The 16588-nt window shown below is 47.8% G+C and carries 12 protein-coding genes; 6 read left to right on the forward strand and 6 right to left on the reverse strand.

The genetic code is table 11. The features are described from left to right. Positions 1-30: 30 nt before the first annotated feature. The 4 genes from atpD (at position 31) to glmS (ending at position 5288) form a co-directional block, all read left to right on the forward strand. A complete protein-coding gene (atpD, locus tag ACFOEK_RS16820) occupies positions 31-1404 on the forward strand; it encodes a F0F1 ATP synthase subunit beta (RefSeq protein WP_386722630.1) in 1374 nt (457 codons plus the stop codon). Positions 1405-1429: 25 nt separating this feature from the next. Continuing rightward, positions 1430-1861 (forward strand): F0F1 ATP synthase subunit epsilon, encoded by a 432-nt coding sequence (locus ACFOEK_RS16825; RefSeq protein WP_386722631.1) that lies wholly within the window; start codon positions 1430-1432, stop codon positions 1859-1861. A gap of 156 nt (positions 1862-2017) precedes the next feature. Further along, positions 2018-3385, forward strand: coding sequence for a bifunctional UDP-N-acetylglucosamine diphosphorylase/glucosamine-1-phosphate N-acetyltransferase GlmU (glmU, locus tag ACFOEK_RS16830; RefSeq protein WP_386722632.1), 1368 nt, complete (start codon positions 2018-2020; stop codon positions 3383-3385). Between the two features lie 49 nt (positions 3386-3434). Beyond that, the gene (glmS, locus tag ACFOEK_RS16835) at positions 3435-5288 is read left to right on the forward strand and encodes a glutamine--fructose-6-phosphate transaminase (isomerizing) (protein WP_386722633.1); all 1854 of its coding nucleotides are present in this window, start codon (positions 3435-3437) and stop codon (positions 5286-5288) included. 104 nt (positions 5289-5392) lie between these two features. Here the strand turns inward: glmS and ACFOEK_RS16840 are convergent, their stop codons facing one another. Beyond that, positions 5393-6292: a LysR substrate-binding domain-containing protein gene (locus ACFOEK_RS16840; protein ID WP_386722634.1), complete on the reverse strand. Its 900-nt coding sequence runs from the start codon at positions 6290-6292 to the stop codon at positions 5393-5395. Between the two features lie 190 nt (positions 6293-6482). On the opposite strand from ACFOEK_RS16840, the gene ACFOEK_RS16845 reads away from it, so the two are divergent. Continuing rightward, the gene (locus ACFOEK_RS16845; protein ID WP_386722635.1) at positions 6483-8777 is read left to right on the forward strand and encodes a molybdopterin-dependent oxidoreductase; all 2295 of its coding nucleotides are present in this window, start codon (positions 6483-6485) and stop codon (positions 8775-8777) included. Between the two features lie 31 nt (positions 8778-8808). On the opposite strand, the gene ACFOEK_RS16850 is transcribed toward ACFOEK_RS16845, so the two are convergent. Next, positions 8809-9711 (reverse strand): DMT family transporter, encoded by a 903-nt coding sequence (locus ACFOEK_RS16850; RefSeq protein ID WP_386722636.1) that lies wholly within the window; start codon positions 9709-9711, stop codon positions 8809-8811. A gap of 278 nt (positions 9712-9989) precedes the next feature. On the opposite strand from ACFOEK_RS16850, the gene ACFOEK_RS16855 reads away from it, so the two are divergent. Beyond that, positions 9990-11312, forward strand: coding sequence for a Na+/H+ antiporter family protein (locus tag ACFOEK_RS16855; protein ID WP_386722637.1), 1323 nt, complete (start codon positions 9990-9992; stop codon positions 11310-11312). Between the two features lie 95 nt (positions 11313-11407). On the opposite strand, the gene ACFOEK_RS16860 is transcribed toward ACFOEK_RS16855, so the two are convergent. From ACFOEK_RS16860 to ACFOEK_RS16875, 4 genes are all read right to left on the reverse strand, one after another. Next, entirely contained in the window at positions 11408-13168 is a 1761-nt protein-coding gene (locus ACFOEK_RS16860; protein WP_386722638.1) for an SUMF1/EgtB/PvdO family nonheme iron enzyme, read from the reverse strand. Between the two features lie 20 nt (positions 13169-13188). Then, the gene (locus tag ACFOEK_RS16865) at positions 13189-14448 is read right to left on the reverse strand and encodes a hypothetical protein (protein ID WP_386722639.1); all 1260 of its coding nucleotides are present in this window, start codon (positions 14446-14448) and stop codon (positions 13189-13191) included. 64 nt (positions 14449-14512) lie between these two features. Continuing rightward, the gene (locus tag ACFOEK_RS16870; RefSeq protein ID WP_386722640.1) at positions 14513-15361 is read right to left on the reverse strand and encodes a hypothetical protein; all 849 of its coding nucleotides are present in this window, start codon (positions 15359-15361) and stop codon (positions 14513-14515) included. Positions 15362-15596: 235 nt separating this feature from the next. After that, positions 15597-16406, reverse strand: coding sequence for an arylamine N-acetyltransferase family protein (locus ACFOEK_RS16875; RefSeq protein WP_386722641.1), 810 nt, complete (start codon positions 16404-16406; stop codon positions 15597-15599). Between the last annotated feature and the right edge of the window lie 182 nt (positions 16407-16588).

The raw sequence follows: 16588 nt of genomic DNA on the forward strand, positions 1-16588 counted from the left end.
ACGAATATATTTGGTTAATGAGGAACCAATATGAGCGGACGTATCGTACAGATTATCGGCGCCGTCATCGACGTGGAATTTCCACGCGACAATGTACCTAGAGTGTACGACGCGCTGAAAGTTGTAGGCAAAGAAACTACGCTTGAAGTTCAGCAGCAATTGGGCGACGGCATCGTTCGTACCATTGCAATGGGTTCAACTGAAGGCCTATCTCGTGGTCTTGACGTTGAAAACACTGGAGCTCCAATTGAAGTACCTGTGGGTGTAGAAACTCTAGGTCGTATCATGGACGTTCTAGGTGACCCAATCGATGAGAAAGGTCCAATCGGTGAGAAAGAGCGTTCAGCAATTCACCGTAAAGCGCCTTCTTATGAAGAACAAGCAGCTTCTAACGAGCTACTTGAAACTGGTATTAAAGTAATTGACTTGGTTTGCCCATTCGCTAAGGGTGGTAAAGTTGGTCTATTCGGTGGTGCTGGTGTAGGTAAAACTGTAAACATGATGGAGCTGATCCGTAACATCGCGATCGAGCACTCAGGTTACTCAGTATTTGCTGGTGTTGGTGAGCGTACTCGTGAGGGTAACGACTTCTACCACGAAATGACTGACTCAAACGTAATCGACAAGGTTGCGCTGGTATACGGTCAGATGAATGAGCCACCGGGTAACCGTCTACGTGTTGCTTTGACTGGTCTGACTATGGCTGAGAAGTTCCGTGACGAAGGTCGTGACGTACTATTGTTCGTTGACAACATCTATCGTTACACGCTTGCTGGTACTGAGGTATCTGCACTTCTAGGTCGTATGCCATCAGCGGTAGGTTATCAGCCAACTCTTGCAGAAGAGATGGGTGTACTTCAGGAGCGTATTACATCTACGAAAGAAGGTTCTATTACTTCTATCCAGGCTGTATACGTACCTGCGGATGACTTGACTGACCCGTCTCCAGCAACCACCTTTGCTCACTTGGACGCGACTGTTGTACTTTCTCGTCAAATTGCTGAGCTTGGTATTTATCCTGCGATTGACCCTCTGGATTCAACGTCTCGTCAGTTGGACCCGCTAGTTGTTGGTCAAGAGCACTATGAAATTGCTCGTGGTGTACAGACAGTTCTTCAGCGTTATAAAGAACTGAAAGACATCATTGCGATCTTGGGTATGGATGAGCTTTCTGAAGAAGATAAGCAAACTGTATCTCGCGCTCGTAAGATCCAGCGTTTCCTATCTCAACCATTCTTCGTTGCTGAGGTATTCACCGGTGCACCTGGTAAATACGTTTCTTTGAAAGACACTATCAGTGGCTTCAAAGGCATCTTGGCTGGTGACTACGATGCATTGCCTGAGCAGGCATTCTACATGGTAGGCGCGATCGAAGAAGCAGTTGAAAAAGCAAAGACTATCTAAGTAACCGGTAAGAGAGGCAACTAACATGGCTATCACCGTACACTGCGATATCGTCAGCGCCGAAGAGACTATGTTCTCTGGCTTGGTGGAGTTAGTGGTTGCAGCCGGTAAAATGGGTGACTTGGGTATTGCCCCAGGTCACGCCCCTTTGCTGACTGAGTTAAAGCCTGGTCCTGTTCGTGTTATTAAACAGAACGGCGAAGAAGAAGTATTCTTTGTTACTGGCGGCTTTATGGAAGTTCAACCTAATCTGATCAATGTATTGGCTGATACAGCATTACGTGGTGAAGATTTGGATGCTCAAGCTGCAGAAGAAGCTCGCAATCTTGCTCAAAGTGAGCTTGAGAACCGTGGCGATGACTTCGAGTACTCAGTTGCTGCGACAAAACTTGCTGAAGCTACGGCTATGCTTCGTACCATCTCCGAACTTCGTAAGAAGGTTGGCGGCGGTCATTAGTACCGGGCAGACGCAGAAAAAGGTGACTTCGGTCGCCTTTTTTTTTGTCTGATTTTTGTGATGTAGTCATTCTGCTCCGTGCGCTTAGACACTAACTATGTATAATGTTGCGGTTAAATATTCGTTACTCTGTCTAATAGATTGGATCTATTTCTTATGACCTTAAACGTCGTTGTTCTTGCGGCCGGCCAAGGAAGCCGGATGAAATCCTCCTTGCCTAAAGTACTTCACCCGATTGCGGGCCTTCCTATGGCTCAGCGCGTGATTAATACCGCTCAATCTTTGGAACAAACCACCATGCACGTGGTGATTGGCCATGGTGCCGATACGGTAAGAGATACTCTTGTTGGTAATGATTTACGTTGGTATTTGCAGGAAGAACAATTAGGTACTGGTCATGCCGTGATGCAAGCCTTACCTGGATTAGAAGGCCAATCAGGAGTAACTCTGATTCTATATGGTGATGTGCCTTTAACCCGTCGAGAGACGTTAGCCGAATTGATGTCAGAAGTGGCAGATAAAGATCTGGTTTTACTGACTTTGGATATGGACGATCCAACCGGTTATGGCCGTATAGTGCGCTCTGAAGATGGTTCGGTTCAGGCGATTGTAGAACATAAAGATGCAACGCCGGAACAACGTAAGATTACAGAGATTAATACCGGAATCATGGCTGTGAAAACTGAGTTACTGGCTCAGTGGTTACCAAAGTTGTCCAATGATAATGCTCAACAAGAGTATTATTTGACTGATCTTGTCGAAATGGCTGTAAGTGAAGGTAAGTTGGTATCTGCGACCCAGCCAGATTTTGCTTGGGAAGTAGAAGGGGTAAACAGCAGAGTTCAGTTGGCTGCTTTGGAGCGTATTTATCAGCAAGTTCAGGCCGAAGAGTTACTCATTAATGGCGTGACTCTGATGGACCCTGCTCGTATTGATCTCCGCGGAAACATTCAGTGTGGTAAAGATGTCACCATCGATGTGAATGTGATTCTGGAAGGTGATGTGGTGATTGAAGATGATGTCATCATCGAAGCAAACTGCATTATTAAAGATTCTGTGATTCGCAAGGGAACCCATATCAAGGCTAACTCAATGATTGATGAGTCAGAGGTTGGAGAGTCTTGTGATATCGGGCCATTTGCTCGCTTGAGACCAGGCACCAAGCTGGCATCTAAAGCGAAGATTGGTAACTTTGTAGAGACGAAGAAAGCCAATATTGGTGAAGGCAGTAAAGTAAATCACTTGTCGTATATTGGTGATGCCGAAGTTGGTGCTGGGGTAAATATTGGTGCCGGCACTATCACTTGTAATTACGATGGTGTGAACAAGTTTAAAACTGAAATCGAAGACGGTGTTTTTATCGGTTCGAATACCTGTTTGGTGGCTCCTGTAAAAGTCGGAAAGATGGCCACCACGGGGGCTGGTTCAGTGATTACTAAAGACGTTGGCGATAATGAGTTAGCCATTGCCCGTGGCCGTCAGAAAAACTTATCCACATGGAAACGCCCAACAAAACAGTCTTAGGACGGATTGGGTAAATCATTTTGGTAACGGAATAAATTTGGAATAGAGTATGTGTGGCATTGTAGGAGCGATTGCTCAGCGTCCTGTTAAGGACATCCTCATTGAAGGATTAAAACGCCTTGAATATCGTGGTTACGATAGTGCAGGAGTTGCCTTGCATCAGGGTGATCAGATAACGCGGGTACGTGCTGCCGGAAAGGTGGCTGATTTGGAAGCCGCGGCTGAAGAGCTTGTTCAACAAGGAAAGCTCGATGGTAAGCTGGGTATTGCTCATACCCGCTGGGCAACGCATGGTAAACCAACAGAACGCAATGCGCACCCTCACATATCTTTCTCAGATAACGGTGGTCCTAAACTGGCGATCGTTCATAACGGTATTATCGAGAACTATGAAACCATTCGTGAAGAGCTGAAGGCGAAAGGTTATGAGTTTACATCGGATACAGATACTGAAGTCGTCGCGCACTTGTTGAATAGTTTAATGGCGTCAGGTTTAGATCTGATGGCAGCGGTACAAGCTGCAGTTGCTCAGTTTGAAGGAGCCTATGCATTAGGTGTTATTGAATTATCTAATCCCGAACGTTTAATTTGTGCTCGTTTGGGAAGTCCTTTAGTGATCGGCGTCGGTTCGGGCGAAAACTTTATTGCTTCGGATGCTTTGGCACTTCTTCAAGTGACGGATCGTTTTATCTACCTTGAAGATGGTGATGTTGCTGAATTAACACTGGAAGGCGTTTCAATCCTTGATAGCAATGGCGACGCAGTAGAGTACCCAGTGACTAAGTTTGAACACGGTGTGGATTCTGCCAGTAAAGGCGAATATCGCCACTACATGCTGAAAGAAATTTATGAACAGCCTGAGGTGGTTAAGCACACGTTAGAAGGTCGTATCAGCCAAGATAAACTTCTAGAGCAAGCCTTCGGGCCTAAAGCCGCTGAATTGTTTGATCAAACCAAAGCCGTGCAAATTGTTGCCTGTGGCACCAGTTATCACTCCGGGCTAGTGGCCAAGTATTGGATCGAAGAATTAGCAGGGATTCCCTGTAATATCGAAGTAGCCAGTGAGTATCGCTATCGTAAAACTGTGTTGGTGGATGGCACCTTGTTCATCACCATTTCCCAGTCCGGTGAAACGGCGGATACCCTCGCGGCATTAAAAGAAGCGAAGAAGCGTAACTTGATGGGCAGCCTAGTGGTTTGTAATGTACCGGGCAGTTCACTTGTACGTGAATCGGATTTGTGTATTTTGACTAATGCGGGCCCTGAGATTGGTGTGGCTTCAACTAAGGCGTTTACTACACAATTAGTTTCTTTATTAATGATCACCATTGCCTTGGCTCGTCGCAATGGTCTGGCGGAAACCGCTGAAACCGAATTGGTTCGTCAGTTACATAAGTTACCTCAGCTGTTGGCGGATTCTTTAGAACTGGATCAAGCAATTCAGAAAGTTTCCGAACAATTTGCGGATAAGCATAACGCGCTGTTCTTAGGTCGTGGCATCATGTATCCGGTGGCATTGGAAGGTGCACTTAAGCTTAAAGAGATCTCCTACATTCATGCCGAGGCCTATCCTGCCGGTGAGCTTAAACACGGCCCTCTGGCGCTTGTGGATGCTGACATGCCAGTAGTTACTGTAGCGCCGAATAATGAGCTGTTAGACAAGCTACGCTCAAATCTCGAAGAAGTACGTGCGCGTGGTGGTCAGCTATTCGTAGTGGCCGACGATAAAACCGTAGGGCATTACTCGGATGACCACACCATTACCCTGAATGAAATGCACTCAATTCTTGAGCCGATTGTATTCACTATTCCGTTGCAGCTGCTGTCTTACCATGTTGCTGTGCTTAAAGGCACGGATGTGGATCAGCCTAGAAACCTGGCTAAATCGGTAACGGTTGAATAGGGTGGATAAATAACTGAACATAGAAAAGAGAGCTCCGGCTCTCTTTTTTTATTGCACTAGATTAAGTAACTAAGCTTAGGTGTTTTCATCTCAATCCCCTCAACCTAAACCTCAGGAAAGCTTGTTGCAAACAATGAGCTTAGCCATTCATATAAGGCATCGATTTTTTCTTTATGTCGGCTGTCTTTGGGGGCAACCAGCCAATAGCCATAGTGGCTATCTCGAACAGCCGAGCCGAGTATGGTAAGACGTTGGTTTACGACCCAGTTATTGATCACCGGCAGCATGCCTATGGTAATGCCTAATCCTTCTTCTGCAGACTTTACTGCCGAGAAATAAGAGTCGCAGATAACTTTTTCAGTGGGGTTGAGGTTGGGAAATAACTTTTTCCAGTCACTGAAGTGTTCGTTGGTTGAGATCAGGATATGACTTTCCAGATCGGATTGCGTGAACTCGGTCTTGGAGGTTAATTGGTGTTGCAGACTGTAAGCGGGGCTAGAGACGAACACGACGTCGATCGGGCACAGCTTACGACACTCCAATTCAGGCCAATGACCCTCGCCAAAACGGATAGCGGCGTTGATATCGTCACTGTCAAAGTCAACCAAATGATTGCCGGTATTGATACGCAATTCGGTATCCGGTGAATACTGACGAAAGCCAAGATAATGGGGAATGAGCAGTTCCTGTGTGATGAATAATGGAACGCTGATTTGTAGGGTCGGATTTTTAAAGGTGCGCTCAAAATTCCGATAGCCTTTGTGATGACTCTGAATAATGTCTTTGGCGATTTGATAGTAATAATCGCCCACAGGTGTCAGTTTCAGGCGACGTTCGCTGCGGTCGAATAATGGCTCTTGTAAGTAGTCTTCAAAGATTTTTATTTGTTGGCTTACCGCAGGAGGGGAAACGCACAGTTCTTCTGCTGCTTTTTTAAAACTCAGCAGCCGCGCGGCGGCTTCAAACACCGGGAGCCATTGGATTGGCGGTGCTTTGTGTTGCATACAGATATCCCGTTAGAGTGTTCATTAGATAAGTTCAGCTTATCTAAGCATCAGCTATAGTGAATTGTCACGCACCTTTTTTGCGAATAATGTAAACGGCAAGACGTTTATGCATCCCGGATAGCTTCTTATCCGTTGAATATGTTCTGTTGCCGATGAAGATCGCACGATAACAATAAGGTAATAGCTGATGAGCCGAACCGAAGCCAATAGCCAACAAACGCATGCGACCGCCTGCATTCTTTGCTCCCGAAATTGCGGTATTAGCATCACGACTGAAGGGGATCGCTTTACAAAGATCAAAGGAGATAAAGCCCACCCAATGACGGAAGGCTATATCTGTCAGAAAGCAGCGCGATTAGAGCATTACCAAGAACACGCCGATCGTTTATCGCACCCTCTTAAGCGCCAGGCTGACGGCTCCCATCAACCCATCAGTTGGGATCAGGCATTAACCGAAATCGCAGAACAATTATTAAGTATTCGCGATCAACACGGTGGCGATGCCTTTGCTTTTGTTGGCGGCGGTGGTCAGGGTAATCATTTGGGCGGCGCTTATGGGCAGCAGCTCAGACTGGCGATGAAAAGTCGCTATGTTTATTCCGCGCTGGCACAAGAGAAAACTCAGGATTTCTGGGTTAATGGTCGGTTATTTGGGGATCAGCGCTGCCACATCACCGAAGACGTAGAACACTCAGATTACGTGTTGTTTATCGGCTGTAATCCTTTCCAATCGCACGGTATCCCCAACGCCAGAGATACGCTCAAAGAACTGAAGAAAGATCCGAGTCGTACCATGGTGGTGGTTGATCCGCGCCGTTCTGAAACGGCCAAGATGGCTGATGTTCATTTGCAGGTTAAGCCCGGCACCGATGCGTTTTTAATGTCGTCGATTCTTGCCATTATTGTTCAGGAAGGACTGCACGATCAGGCGTTCCTTAACCAACATTGCACTGGGTTTTCGGCTTTAGAGCAAGAATTGTTAGCGATTCCGGTGGAAGACTATGTTCGGCAGACCGATTTAGCGTTGGAACAGGTTCAGCAAGTGGCGAGAGGTTTCGCTCAGGCAGAGCGTGGTTGTGTGCGTATTGATCTGGGCATTCAACAGACGTTGAATACGACACTCAATTCGTATTTGGAGAAAATGCTGTACGTGGTGACAGGTAACTTTGGTCGCCAGGGGGTGAACAACCTGCATAGCTTCCTGATACCACTTCTGGGTAATTCGGATGAACGTGCTGAAGCTAAGGGCAAACACATTCAACGCACCGCACATCATAAGATGATTCCCATTGCGGGCCTCTACCCACCGAACATTCTGCCCGATGAAATCGAGCACTCTGGCGATGACCGCATTCGAGCCGTTTGGGTGGACAGCGCCAATCCGTTGATGACTTACGCAGACACCCCTGCGTACGAACGCGCATTCAGTAAGTTGGAGTTATTGGTCGTTGTCGATGTGGCTTATACCGAAACGGCGCGTTTGGCGCATTACGTATTGCCAGCGGCGTCTCAGTTTGAGAAGTTTGAAGCCACTGGCTTTAACCTTGAGTTTCCGAAAAACTTCTTCCATTTACGTCACCCCATTAACAAACCCTATGCGGAATGCTTACCTGAACCGGAAATCTATACTCGTTTGTTGGAAAAGATGAAGCTGATACCGACTCGTTTTCCGATCCTGGAGCGCATTGCCAAGAATGAGCCTGAACTGACAAGCTATCAGGTCTATCTTGCGTCTTTGATGGCGACCCTTAAGTTGAACAAACAGTGGATGCGCTACGCACCGTCGATCCTGTATCGCACGCTAGGTGCTGCCTTACCGAATGATTCGGCTGCCGCAGCTGTATTGTTGCCGCTGGCGATTCAATACGCGTCTAAGCACAGCGAGGCCGTTCAACGAGCAGGTATTTCGGGGAATAAAGTGACCTTAGGGCCGAACTTGTTCCGAAAAATTTTGGCGTCCAAATCCGGTATGGTGATGAGTCAGCATCGTTATGAAGACGTCTGGTCCTTAATCAAGAATAAGGACGGTAAGATTCACTTAGCCATCGAGGAAATGCTCAGTGATTTAAGTGCCTTGAAGACGAACACACCTGCGGCTTCTGATCGTCCGTTTATTTTGATGGCGGGTGAACGTCGAAGCTATAACGCCAACCAGATTTATCGTGATCCTAAGTGGCGAAAAGTTGATAAAGACGGCAGCTTGCGTATGCACCCAGAGGATGCCCAACAGCTGATGGTCGACAGTGGTGATTCGGTGATCGTGCAATCGGATCGCGGTGAGCTGAGCGTGGTGGTTGAGGTGGATGACTCGGTTCGTACCGGCATGGTGACCTTACCCCATGGCTATGGCATGCAATACGATGGCGATGAGCGACAGGGCCCGGCTGTTAACTTGTTAACGGCGGCGGATCATTGCGACCCGTTCTCCAAAGTGCCTTATCACAAGTATGTGCCGGTCACGCTGTTAAAGCAGGTAAGTTAGTCTTAATGTGTTTCTTGGGAGAGCAGTAACGCTAGTTACTGCTCTTCGCTTTGCTTTCCGCCTTGTGATTAATCACCAACCCAAGCACCACCAGCCCACACGCCATCAGTTGATACAAGTTAAGGCGCTCATCCAACACCACAAAGGCGATCATCACGGTAAATACCGGAATCAGGTTAATAAAGGCGGACGCTTGTGTCGCAGGGACATACGCCATGGCGTAGTTGTATAAACCATAGGCGCCAATGGAAACAAACACCCCCAGATAAAGGATCGAGCCAATGGCGACCACGCCGATTTCGTCGGGCATCGGGAAATACAGTGCCGGGCCAAGGAAGAACAGCGCGCCAGTCCAGGATTGCAGCGCCGTTAGGAAGAGGGCGGAATAACGGGTGATCAGGTGCTTGACGATCAAGGTATAGCCCGCCGCGCAGACCATGGCCAAAAATTCGAAGAAATTACCGAGAATGGGGTTAGGAGCCGATTCAGTGCTGTCGCTGGTCAGGCTCAACAATACGGCGCCGACCATTGCCATCAAAAAGCCAATCCACATGATCGGATTCATTCGTTCTTTTAGGGCCAATACCGCGCCAACGGCAGTCAGTAACGGCAGTAAAGAAGTTACTACGCCTGCTTGAGAGGCGGTGGTGTTCTGTAGAGCGATGGATTCGAAGATAAAGTAGAGGCACGGCTCCATCACCACCATAGGTACAAAGAATTTCCAATCGCCCTTTTGATATTGAATCGGACGCATCCAGCGAATTAACAGCAGAAAACAGACACTGGCCGACAGCATTCGGAAAAATAATACCTGCGCCGGGTGCATCACATCAAAGCTGATCTTCAACGCAATAAAGGAACTGGCCCAGATGAACATGGCTAAGACTAAGGCGATAAACGGCGTTCTGGTGTTGGCTGTAAGGTGTCGATTCATAAAGGTACAGATCTACAGGAAAAAGCGAATCCTAGAGGCTTATATGGAGCTGATCAATGGGATTTTTATGTCAAATGGTAAACCCTGACCAATGGATCAGACCGCCTGTAAATTTATTGATCAAAACTCAAGCATAGCGACCTCTTCTATGGTATCGTGCCGCGCTTTCTTACTGGTCAGCTTTCCTGTTTTTAAGCCTTCTGTAGCGCAAGTGTATGGATGGTTGATGAATTGCCTGTTGACTGGAAAATGAACCCATTTGAATTCGAGAAAGAAGAATGAATGCAGTTGTTGTAGCAGTGGTACTGATGCTGGCTTTGAGTCTGGCACGTATGCACGTCATGTTGTCGATGATAATTGCGGCCTTTATTGGTGGCTGGGTGGGTGGTTTGGATCTGAAAACCACTTTGGATGCGTTCAACACCGGCATTGGTGGCGGCGCTAATATTGCCTTGAGCTATGCCTTATTAGGTGGCTTTGCGGTGGCGATTTCCTTGTCAGGGTTACCGCACTTACTGGCCGATGCCATTTTGAAGCGTCTGAACAAAGACGCATCCGGAACTCAAGTGATCTGGTTGAAGAACGGCTTATTGACGATGTTGCTGATTGCGGCAGTGTGTTCTCAAAACCTGATCCCGATTCATATCGCGTTCATTCCAATCTTGATTCCACCATTGTTGTTGGTGATGTCCAAACTGCAATTGGATCGCCGCTTGGTGGCCTGTGTGCTGACCTTTGGTCTTGTCACCACTTACATGTTCTTACCGGTTGGCTTCGGTAATATCTATTTGAACGACATCTTGCTGGCGAAAGTCGCTGACGGTGGCCTGAACGTGGAAGGCGTGTCGGTCGTGACGGCGATGGCGATCCCGGCGTTGGGCATGTTGGCTGGTTTAGTGTTGGCGATGCTGGTGAGCTATCGTGGTAAGCGCCAATACGATCTTTCTGTGATTGAAAAGACCGAACACACCGATCGTCAGTACGATAAGAAATCCTTGTTGGTAGCAACGGCAGCGATTGTTGTCGCTTTTGTAGTACAGCTTTGGTTGGGCTCTATGGTTTTGGGTGCCATGGCCGGTTTTGTGATTTTCTCGGTAACGGGTGTCGTGCGCTGGAATGAATCCGAAGGTGTGCTGGTGGACGGTATCAAGATGATGGCCTCTATCGGCTTCATTATGATTGCCGCGTCAGGTTTTTCGGAAGTACTTAAGACTACAGGTCACATTGATACCCTGGTCAATGGCGCGACCGGTTGGTTAGACAATAATAAGCCATTGGCCGCTTTCTTGTTGTTGGTTATTGGTTTGTTATTAACTATGGGCATTGGCTCGTCTTTCTCGACCATTCCTATCATTGCTGCGATCTATGTGCCGCTGTGTATTCAAATGGGCTTCAGCCCATTGGCGATTGTGGCCCTGATTGGTACGGCGGGTGCGTTGGGTGATGCAGGCTCTCCGGCGTCGGATTCAACACTGGGGCCAACCTCAGGTTTGAACGCTGATGGTCAGCATAACCACATGCGGGATACTGTGGTTCCGACCTTCTTGCACTTTAACTTACCGTTATTAGTGGCCGGTTGGGTGGCTGCGATGGTCTTGTAGGCCATCGTGTAGCCTCTCGATTTAACGTCAATAAAGCCTGGCGAATGCAAACGTCGTCGGGCTTTAGCTGTTCTCCAGATCTCTTTATCGTTTAACTACATTTCTCGTACCACTCGGAAACCGACCTTGTCTGAGCGTTCATTTATTGAGAACGCGTGTCGTGATGTCACCCGGACGTTTAAGTGGCCACTATTCCAGTGTCCGCCGCGAATAGTGCGTTGACTACAGCCTGCCGTGAGATACGCGCTGCTATCAGAAGTCGCGCCGTAATAGTTGGCCTTCCAACAATCTTGCGTCATTTCAGCGACATTACCCAACATATTAAACAGCCCAAAGCCATTAGCTGGGTAGCTGTTGACCGGGAAGCTTTTTCCGTCGTGAATCCAGGAGAAGCAATGACGGCAATTGATTCGAATGGCCTGTTTTTGTTTGAGCTTGTGAGCGCAGAAGGGCAATTGGTTGTGCTTGAATTTACGGGCGTCATCAATGCGGCTGATGGGCAGTTCCGAACATTGTGGCAGCTCGTCACTCCAGTGGTATCGGTTTGTCGAATTAGCACGCGCCAGGTATTCCCACTCGCTTTCACTCGGCAACCGATATCGCTGGCCGGTTTGTTGGCTTAACCACTCGGTGTAATCGACGGCATCTTGCCAACGAATATTGATGACCGGTTGATCGTCGCGCCCCCATGGGGCTGATGGGCTGGTTCGTTGTGTGGCTTGGCTGAAGCGATCGTAGTCGGCAAACGAGATTTCATGAGCTGATACCGCAAAGGGCGCATTGATCGTCACTGCATGGACGGGTTTCTCCTGCTTATTGCCGTCGTTGGAGCCCATGTCATAGCTGCCTGTGCCTATGGTCACCATCATTGGGCCTTGGCTGCCATTTTTCATTGCGTCCCGAAAGCTTGTCCAACGGTAGGCGTTGGGAGGGGGGGTGATCGGCGTTTCCAATGTTTTTAGATCTGGCAGAAGCTGCTCAGTTGGTTCCTGGTCTGTTACGTGAGCTGCTATGTGAGCTGTTTGAGAGGCTATTGGTGGAATGGGAACGGGCACTACAGACGCTGTCGAGGTTGAAACGTCGGTGGGTTGGAAATAAAAGTCCTGCGTTAACGAGGAAGAAATCCACGGTACTTGCTGTCCTTTGGTGGTTTTCTGTACTCGGTTGGCGATGTCCTGGAAGGTTAACAACACATGTTGCCCCGGCGTTTGAATGCTGGACATCAGGCTTTGCGCATACGGGCTGTTTTGGCCATCGCCATCCAGAGCCACTTCACCGGGTGAGGTGGAATAGGCAATGAGTAAGCCGGTGGGTGTCTGCTCCAATCGTGCTAAACCTCGACTGGCGGAACGAAAGCTGCGGGTCAGAGGATTATTGCGACAGGCATCGAGAATCACAATGTTGAGTGCGTTATCGGCGGCATCCATGGCGGCGATGATGCGATTGACGTTGATGGCATCAAATTTCAAATCCCGTTCCCGTTCGATGGTGTTTTTGACCGGTAGCAGATAATTGATGCCTTGGGATTGAATGCCATGACCAGCGTAGTAAAACAAGCCAACTCCGCCGTGTTTATTGAGGGTATCTTCAAATTCGTCGATGGCTTGTTCCATGGTGCGTTGGTTGGCGTTGAGCCTGAGTTGCACTTCGAAACCAAGGCGTCGCAGCACTTGCGCTAAATCCCTGGCGTCTTGAGTGGGATTGCGTAAGGGCGCCTTTGCGTACAGCCCGTTGCCGATGACCAGCGCGGTTCTAGCATGACCCTGGTGCGTTGGCTGATTCGCATAAGCTGGTTGATTAAACAACAGCAGCCCGAACAGGGCTGCCAATGTGAAGGGGTGAGTGATCGATTTCATCAAGTAATCGAATGATGCGACTAATTTTTCAGTTCTTGACGTTGAATGATGTCACCCGCTGGTGTCAGAACCAGATGGTAGTTATTGACACCAGATTTGAACAAATCAAAGCCGTCTTTATAGCCCGGACGGCTGAACTTCAGCTGATCAGTATGTTTGAGCGGGTCAGAGGTATCCATGTAATAGGTAAACGGCGTCACGCCCAGGTGCTTCCAGTGATCGAGGGTTTTCTTCTCGATTTTCTTGGTGTCCGGGTTAAACACATCGCGTTCTTTTTGGCGGAATACATAAACGTGCGAGCCTTGAGGATCGGACTGGAACGAAATCTCTTTGGGCTGGCTGCGCATGGTGATCTTGACCGTCATCTCTTCACCGATCGGCACAGTGATGTTCTGGTATTCGTTTTCATAACCAGGACGAGAGGATTTCAGCGTCAGGTCAATGTTGCCGGAGTTCCAGAAGGTATCGCGTTTGTACACTTCATCGTAGGTGAACTTACGAATGAACGGCGTTTTTCCTAAATACCCAAAGCTGGCGCCCGATACATTGCTGACGTCTTCCACCTCCACGCCATCAATGTCGCTGATGATCTTAATGCTGGTGTTAAACGGCTTGAGTTTGTAGGAAAAACTGTTGGACTCGTCCGGACGAATGGATATGTCATGCACTTCCGGGTTGTAGCCCTGCTTTTCAATGCGGATTTTGGCAATGCGATTGAAGAAGTTGTTGGCCGTTTGCGTGGTGTACTTCTGATCAAAGGGCGTTACTAAATTATTCTGTTTGATGGCTTTGGTGGTGTGGTCAACATCGCGTAGATGGTCTTCAATACGACTGGCTAGGTTGGGGTTTCTGACTGAGACGAACTCTTTGGCCAAGAACGGAATTTCGCGATTGCGGGTATCGTAGAATTTCACGGTAGCGCCCGGTGGGCTGGTTTCGATGGAAATGTCGGTGCTGAGTGGATCCAGTCTTACGATCGGCGAGCGCTCATTCTTCTCACCCAGTCTTAAACGAGTGGAGCTCAGTTGTGGTTTGTAGCCTTCCTTGATGGCCAGCATCAGAATGCTAGTGGTTTCGCTGTCTCTATCAAAATAATCTTCTTTATTCTTAACCACATAGTTAGTGTCTGAGTGAACGCTGTCTTTTTGTTCGCCCTTCTCGTTGAAGAGATAGACCTTGGCACCAGAAGGTTCGGTTTTAATGGTGACGGCGGTTTTGGCACAGCTGGTGAGAACCAGTGCGATGAGAATTGCATACGCAATATTGAGTTTGCTGAACATAATGGGCTCCTGAGCTTTCGCTTCTTTCCTTAGGGGTTTCCAGAGTTCCATTCCAAGGGTTAGGTTAACGTTCTTCCAATTCGATCAGTGTTACCGGGTTGCGCTTGTAGAGATAAAACTCTTGAATCAGGCTTTTCTCTTGGTAGTTATTTTTCTTCACTGTCAATTGCAGATTGACCGACGAGGTTTCCAACGCATCGTAGTCCTGTGACAGGCGTACTAATTTGTCCCATTTGAAGTCAAGTTTCAGGGGAGTGCGGCCTAAGAAACCAAGAGTTCGTTCATACACTTCGGCGCCACTGGGCATGGAATTGACCTGCAAGGTGGCAATGATTTCATTGAGCTGAAAGGAGAACCGGTTTTCCTTATGTGGTTCAATTTTGATTTCACGAGTCACTGGTTTATAGCCTTTTTGTTCTAACTCCACCCATAAAGTGCGGGTGCTGTCTGGGATCTCGTAGCGGCGGTTGGCAAAGTAGGCTTGTCGCGACAGTTTAGAGGTGTCTTCGAAATTCAGTTCCCCGCCTTGTTTGTCGTGCAGTTTCATTTCAGCACCGGGCGGAATGGTCTCGATATAGAGATAGGTCGGTGCCGAGTGCAGAGATACTAATATCGTTTGGCTGTGTTTGATGTTGAGAATATCGCGCTTTTCTTCCAAGTAGCCGGGCTTACTGAAGGTCAAATTAAGAGACTCGCGGGATTTCCCGGACGTGGAATACTTATCCGAAGCGACATATTCGAAGTCGGTTTCGCCCAAATAGCCTTGCTTAAGATCGGTGACTTTGGCGCCCGGCGGGTCACTCTTGATGGTGATGGTGTGGTTGTTGGAGCAGGCGGCCAGCAGAATACCGAGCACACATAAGGTCAGCCATGAGGGTTTTCTGAATCGACGAGTCATTGCTTCACTAGGCATAGAGATACTGCTCTTTTTTATCTAACGGTTAGTCAGGGTGACCAAAGATAGGGTCGCCTTGATAAGAAAAGCTTAAGAGATTCCTTAGGTGATTCTTTAATTGAAGTTGATCTGAAGGGTTTTATTTGTGGTTAATTGCTCATAACCGTGTGAGAGATTGACGGTATCTCAATTCAGGAAGGCATTAGGGAAGAGGGAGAAAAGGCAAGCAGAGCCGCTTGCCTTATGGAGTAAGTTATTGATTTGCTATGAAACGATCGAATAAGAATTCAGCCTGTTGCCCATCGATGACTAAGTTATAAAGTTCTTTCAACAGAGACGCCAATAGCTCAGGAGTGTCTATCTGGGTAATCTGTGTTTGACCGGCTTCGATGACAAATAACTGATTGTTTCTTAAAGACCAAATGGTGTCGTTTTCTTTGCGGCAAGCCACTAAATTATTCACAAAGCCGGCTGTGGGAAACTTGTAAGAGTAAAAGTTCCCCATGACACAATCGGCTTCGTTGTATTGATTCAAGTCGAAGGTGTACAGGGTGAAGAACTCCCCATCTTTGATCAGCTGGTACAACAAACGGCCGTCGTCGTGCTCGACAATGCGGTAAGTGTCGCTGAGTTGAGCTTGAGACTGATCACTCAATTTCACCGGGAACCAGGCACCGTAATGACCGAAACCGCAATCGACGATGTAATCTTCGCCGTCGAGGGTGACTAACGTCAGTCTGTGGGTACGTGGCGCGTCTGCATCCAGGTTGTTATAGACCACACGCGCCATCAAGATACGCGTTTCAAAGCCCAAATGAGTTAACACATCGTAGGCCAGCTTATTGTGCTCGAAGCAGTAACCGCCATTGCCTTCTTGTACTATTTTCTGGAATACATCGTTGCTGTCGATGTCAATGTCTTTGCCTAGTACCACAGCCAAACTGTTGAAACTGAACTCTGCAATGTGGCGGCTTTGGAGTTGATTCAGAAACTCAATACTGTGCTGAGGCTCAGGTAAATTTAGTGCTTGAAGGTAGTGTTCGGTGATTTTTTGAATATCCATTTTTTCATTCCTTATTCAGGCGTTCCTTGAATCTTCGACGCTGTATTTGGTTAAGATGATGACACTCTAACCCTTACTGTTGATAGTATGAAATTGATAATATTTAGTTAGTTGATAGGAATTTTCTATTTCTAAGGATGGGCATGCGTTCTACTCCGCAACCTTGGTACATCCCTCTAGGA

The sequence above is a fragment of the Litoribrevibacter euphylliae genome (assembly GCF_042646085.1).
In the GTDB taxonomy this organism is placed as follows: Bacteria; Pseudomonadota; Gammaproteobacteria; order Pseudomonadales; family Litoribrevibacteraceae; genus Litoribrevibacter; species Litoribrevibacter euphylliae.

Coding starts and splice junctions, on each gene's coding strand:
- ACFOEK_RS16825 (WP_386722631.1), top strand. CDS start 1,430: ATGGCTATCACCGTACACTGCGATATCGTCAGCGCCGAAGAGACTATG.
- atpD (WP_386722630.1), top strand. CDS start 31: ATGAGCGGACGTATCGTACAGATTATCGGCGCCGTCATCGACGTGGAA.
- ACFOEK_RS16875 (WP_386722641.1), bottom strand. CDS start 16,406: ATGGATATTCAAAAAATCACCGAACACTACCTTCAAGCACTAAATTTA.
- ACFOEK_RS16850 (WP_386722636.1), bottom strand. CDS start 9,711: ATGAATCGACACCTTACAGCCAACACCAGAACGCCGTTTATCGCCTTA.
- glmS (WP_386722633.1), top strand. CDS start 3,435: ATGTGTGGCATTGTAGGAGCGATTGCTCAGCGTCCTGTTAAGGACATC.
- ACFOEK_RS16845 (WP_386722635.1), top strand. CDS start 6,483: ATGAGCCGAACCGAAGCCAATAGCCAACAAACGCATGCGACCGCCTGC.
- ACFOEK_RS16860 (WP_386722638.1), bottom strand. CDS start 13,168: ATGAAATCGATCACTCACCCCTTCACATTGGCAGCCCTGTTCGGGCTG.
- ACFOEK_RS16840 (WP_386722634.1), bottom strand. CDS start 6,292: ATGCAACACAAAGCACCGCCAATCCAATGGCTCCCGGTGTTTGAAGCC.
- ACFOEK_RS16870 (WP_386722640.1), bottom strand. CDS start 15,361: ATGCCTAGTGAAGCAATGACTCGTCGATTCAGAAAACCCTCATGGCTG.
- glmU (WP_386722632.1), top strand. CDS start 2,018: ATGACCTTAAACGTCGTTGTTCTTGCGGCCGGCCAAGGAAGCCGGATG.
- ACFOEK_RS16855 (WP_386722637.1), top strand. CDS start 9,990: ATGAATGCAGTTGTTGTAGCAGTGGTACTGATGCTGGCTTTGAGTCTG.
- ACFOEK_RS16865 (WP_386722639.1), bottom strand. CDS start 14,448: ATGTTCAGCAAACTCAATATTGCGTATGCAATTCTCATCGCACTGGTT.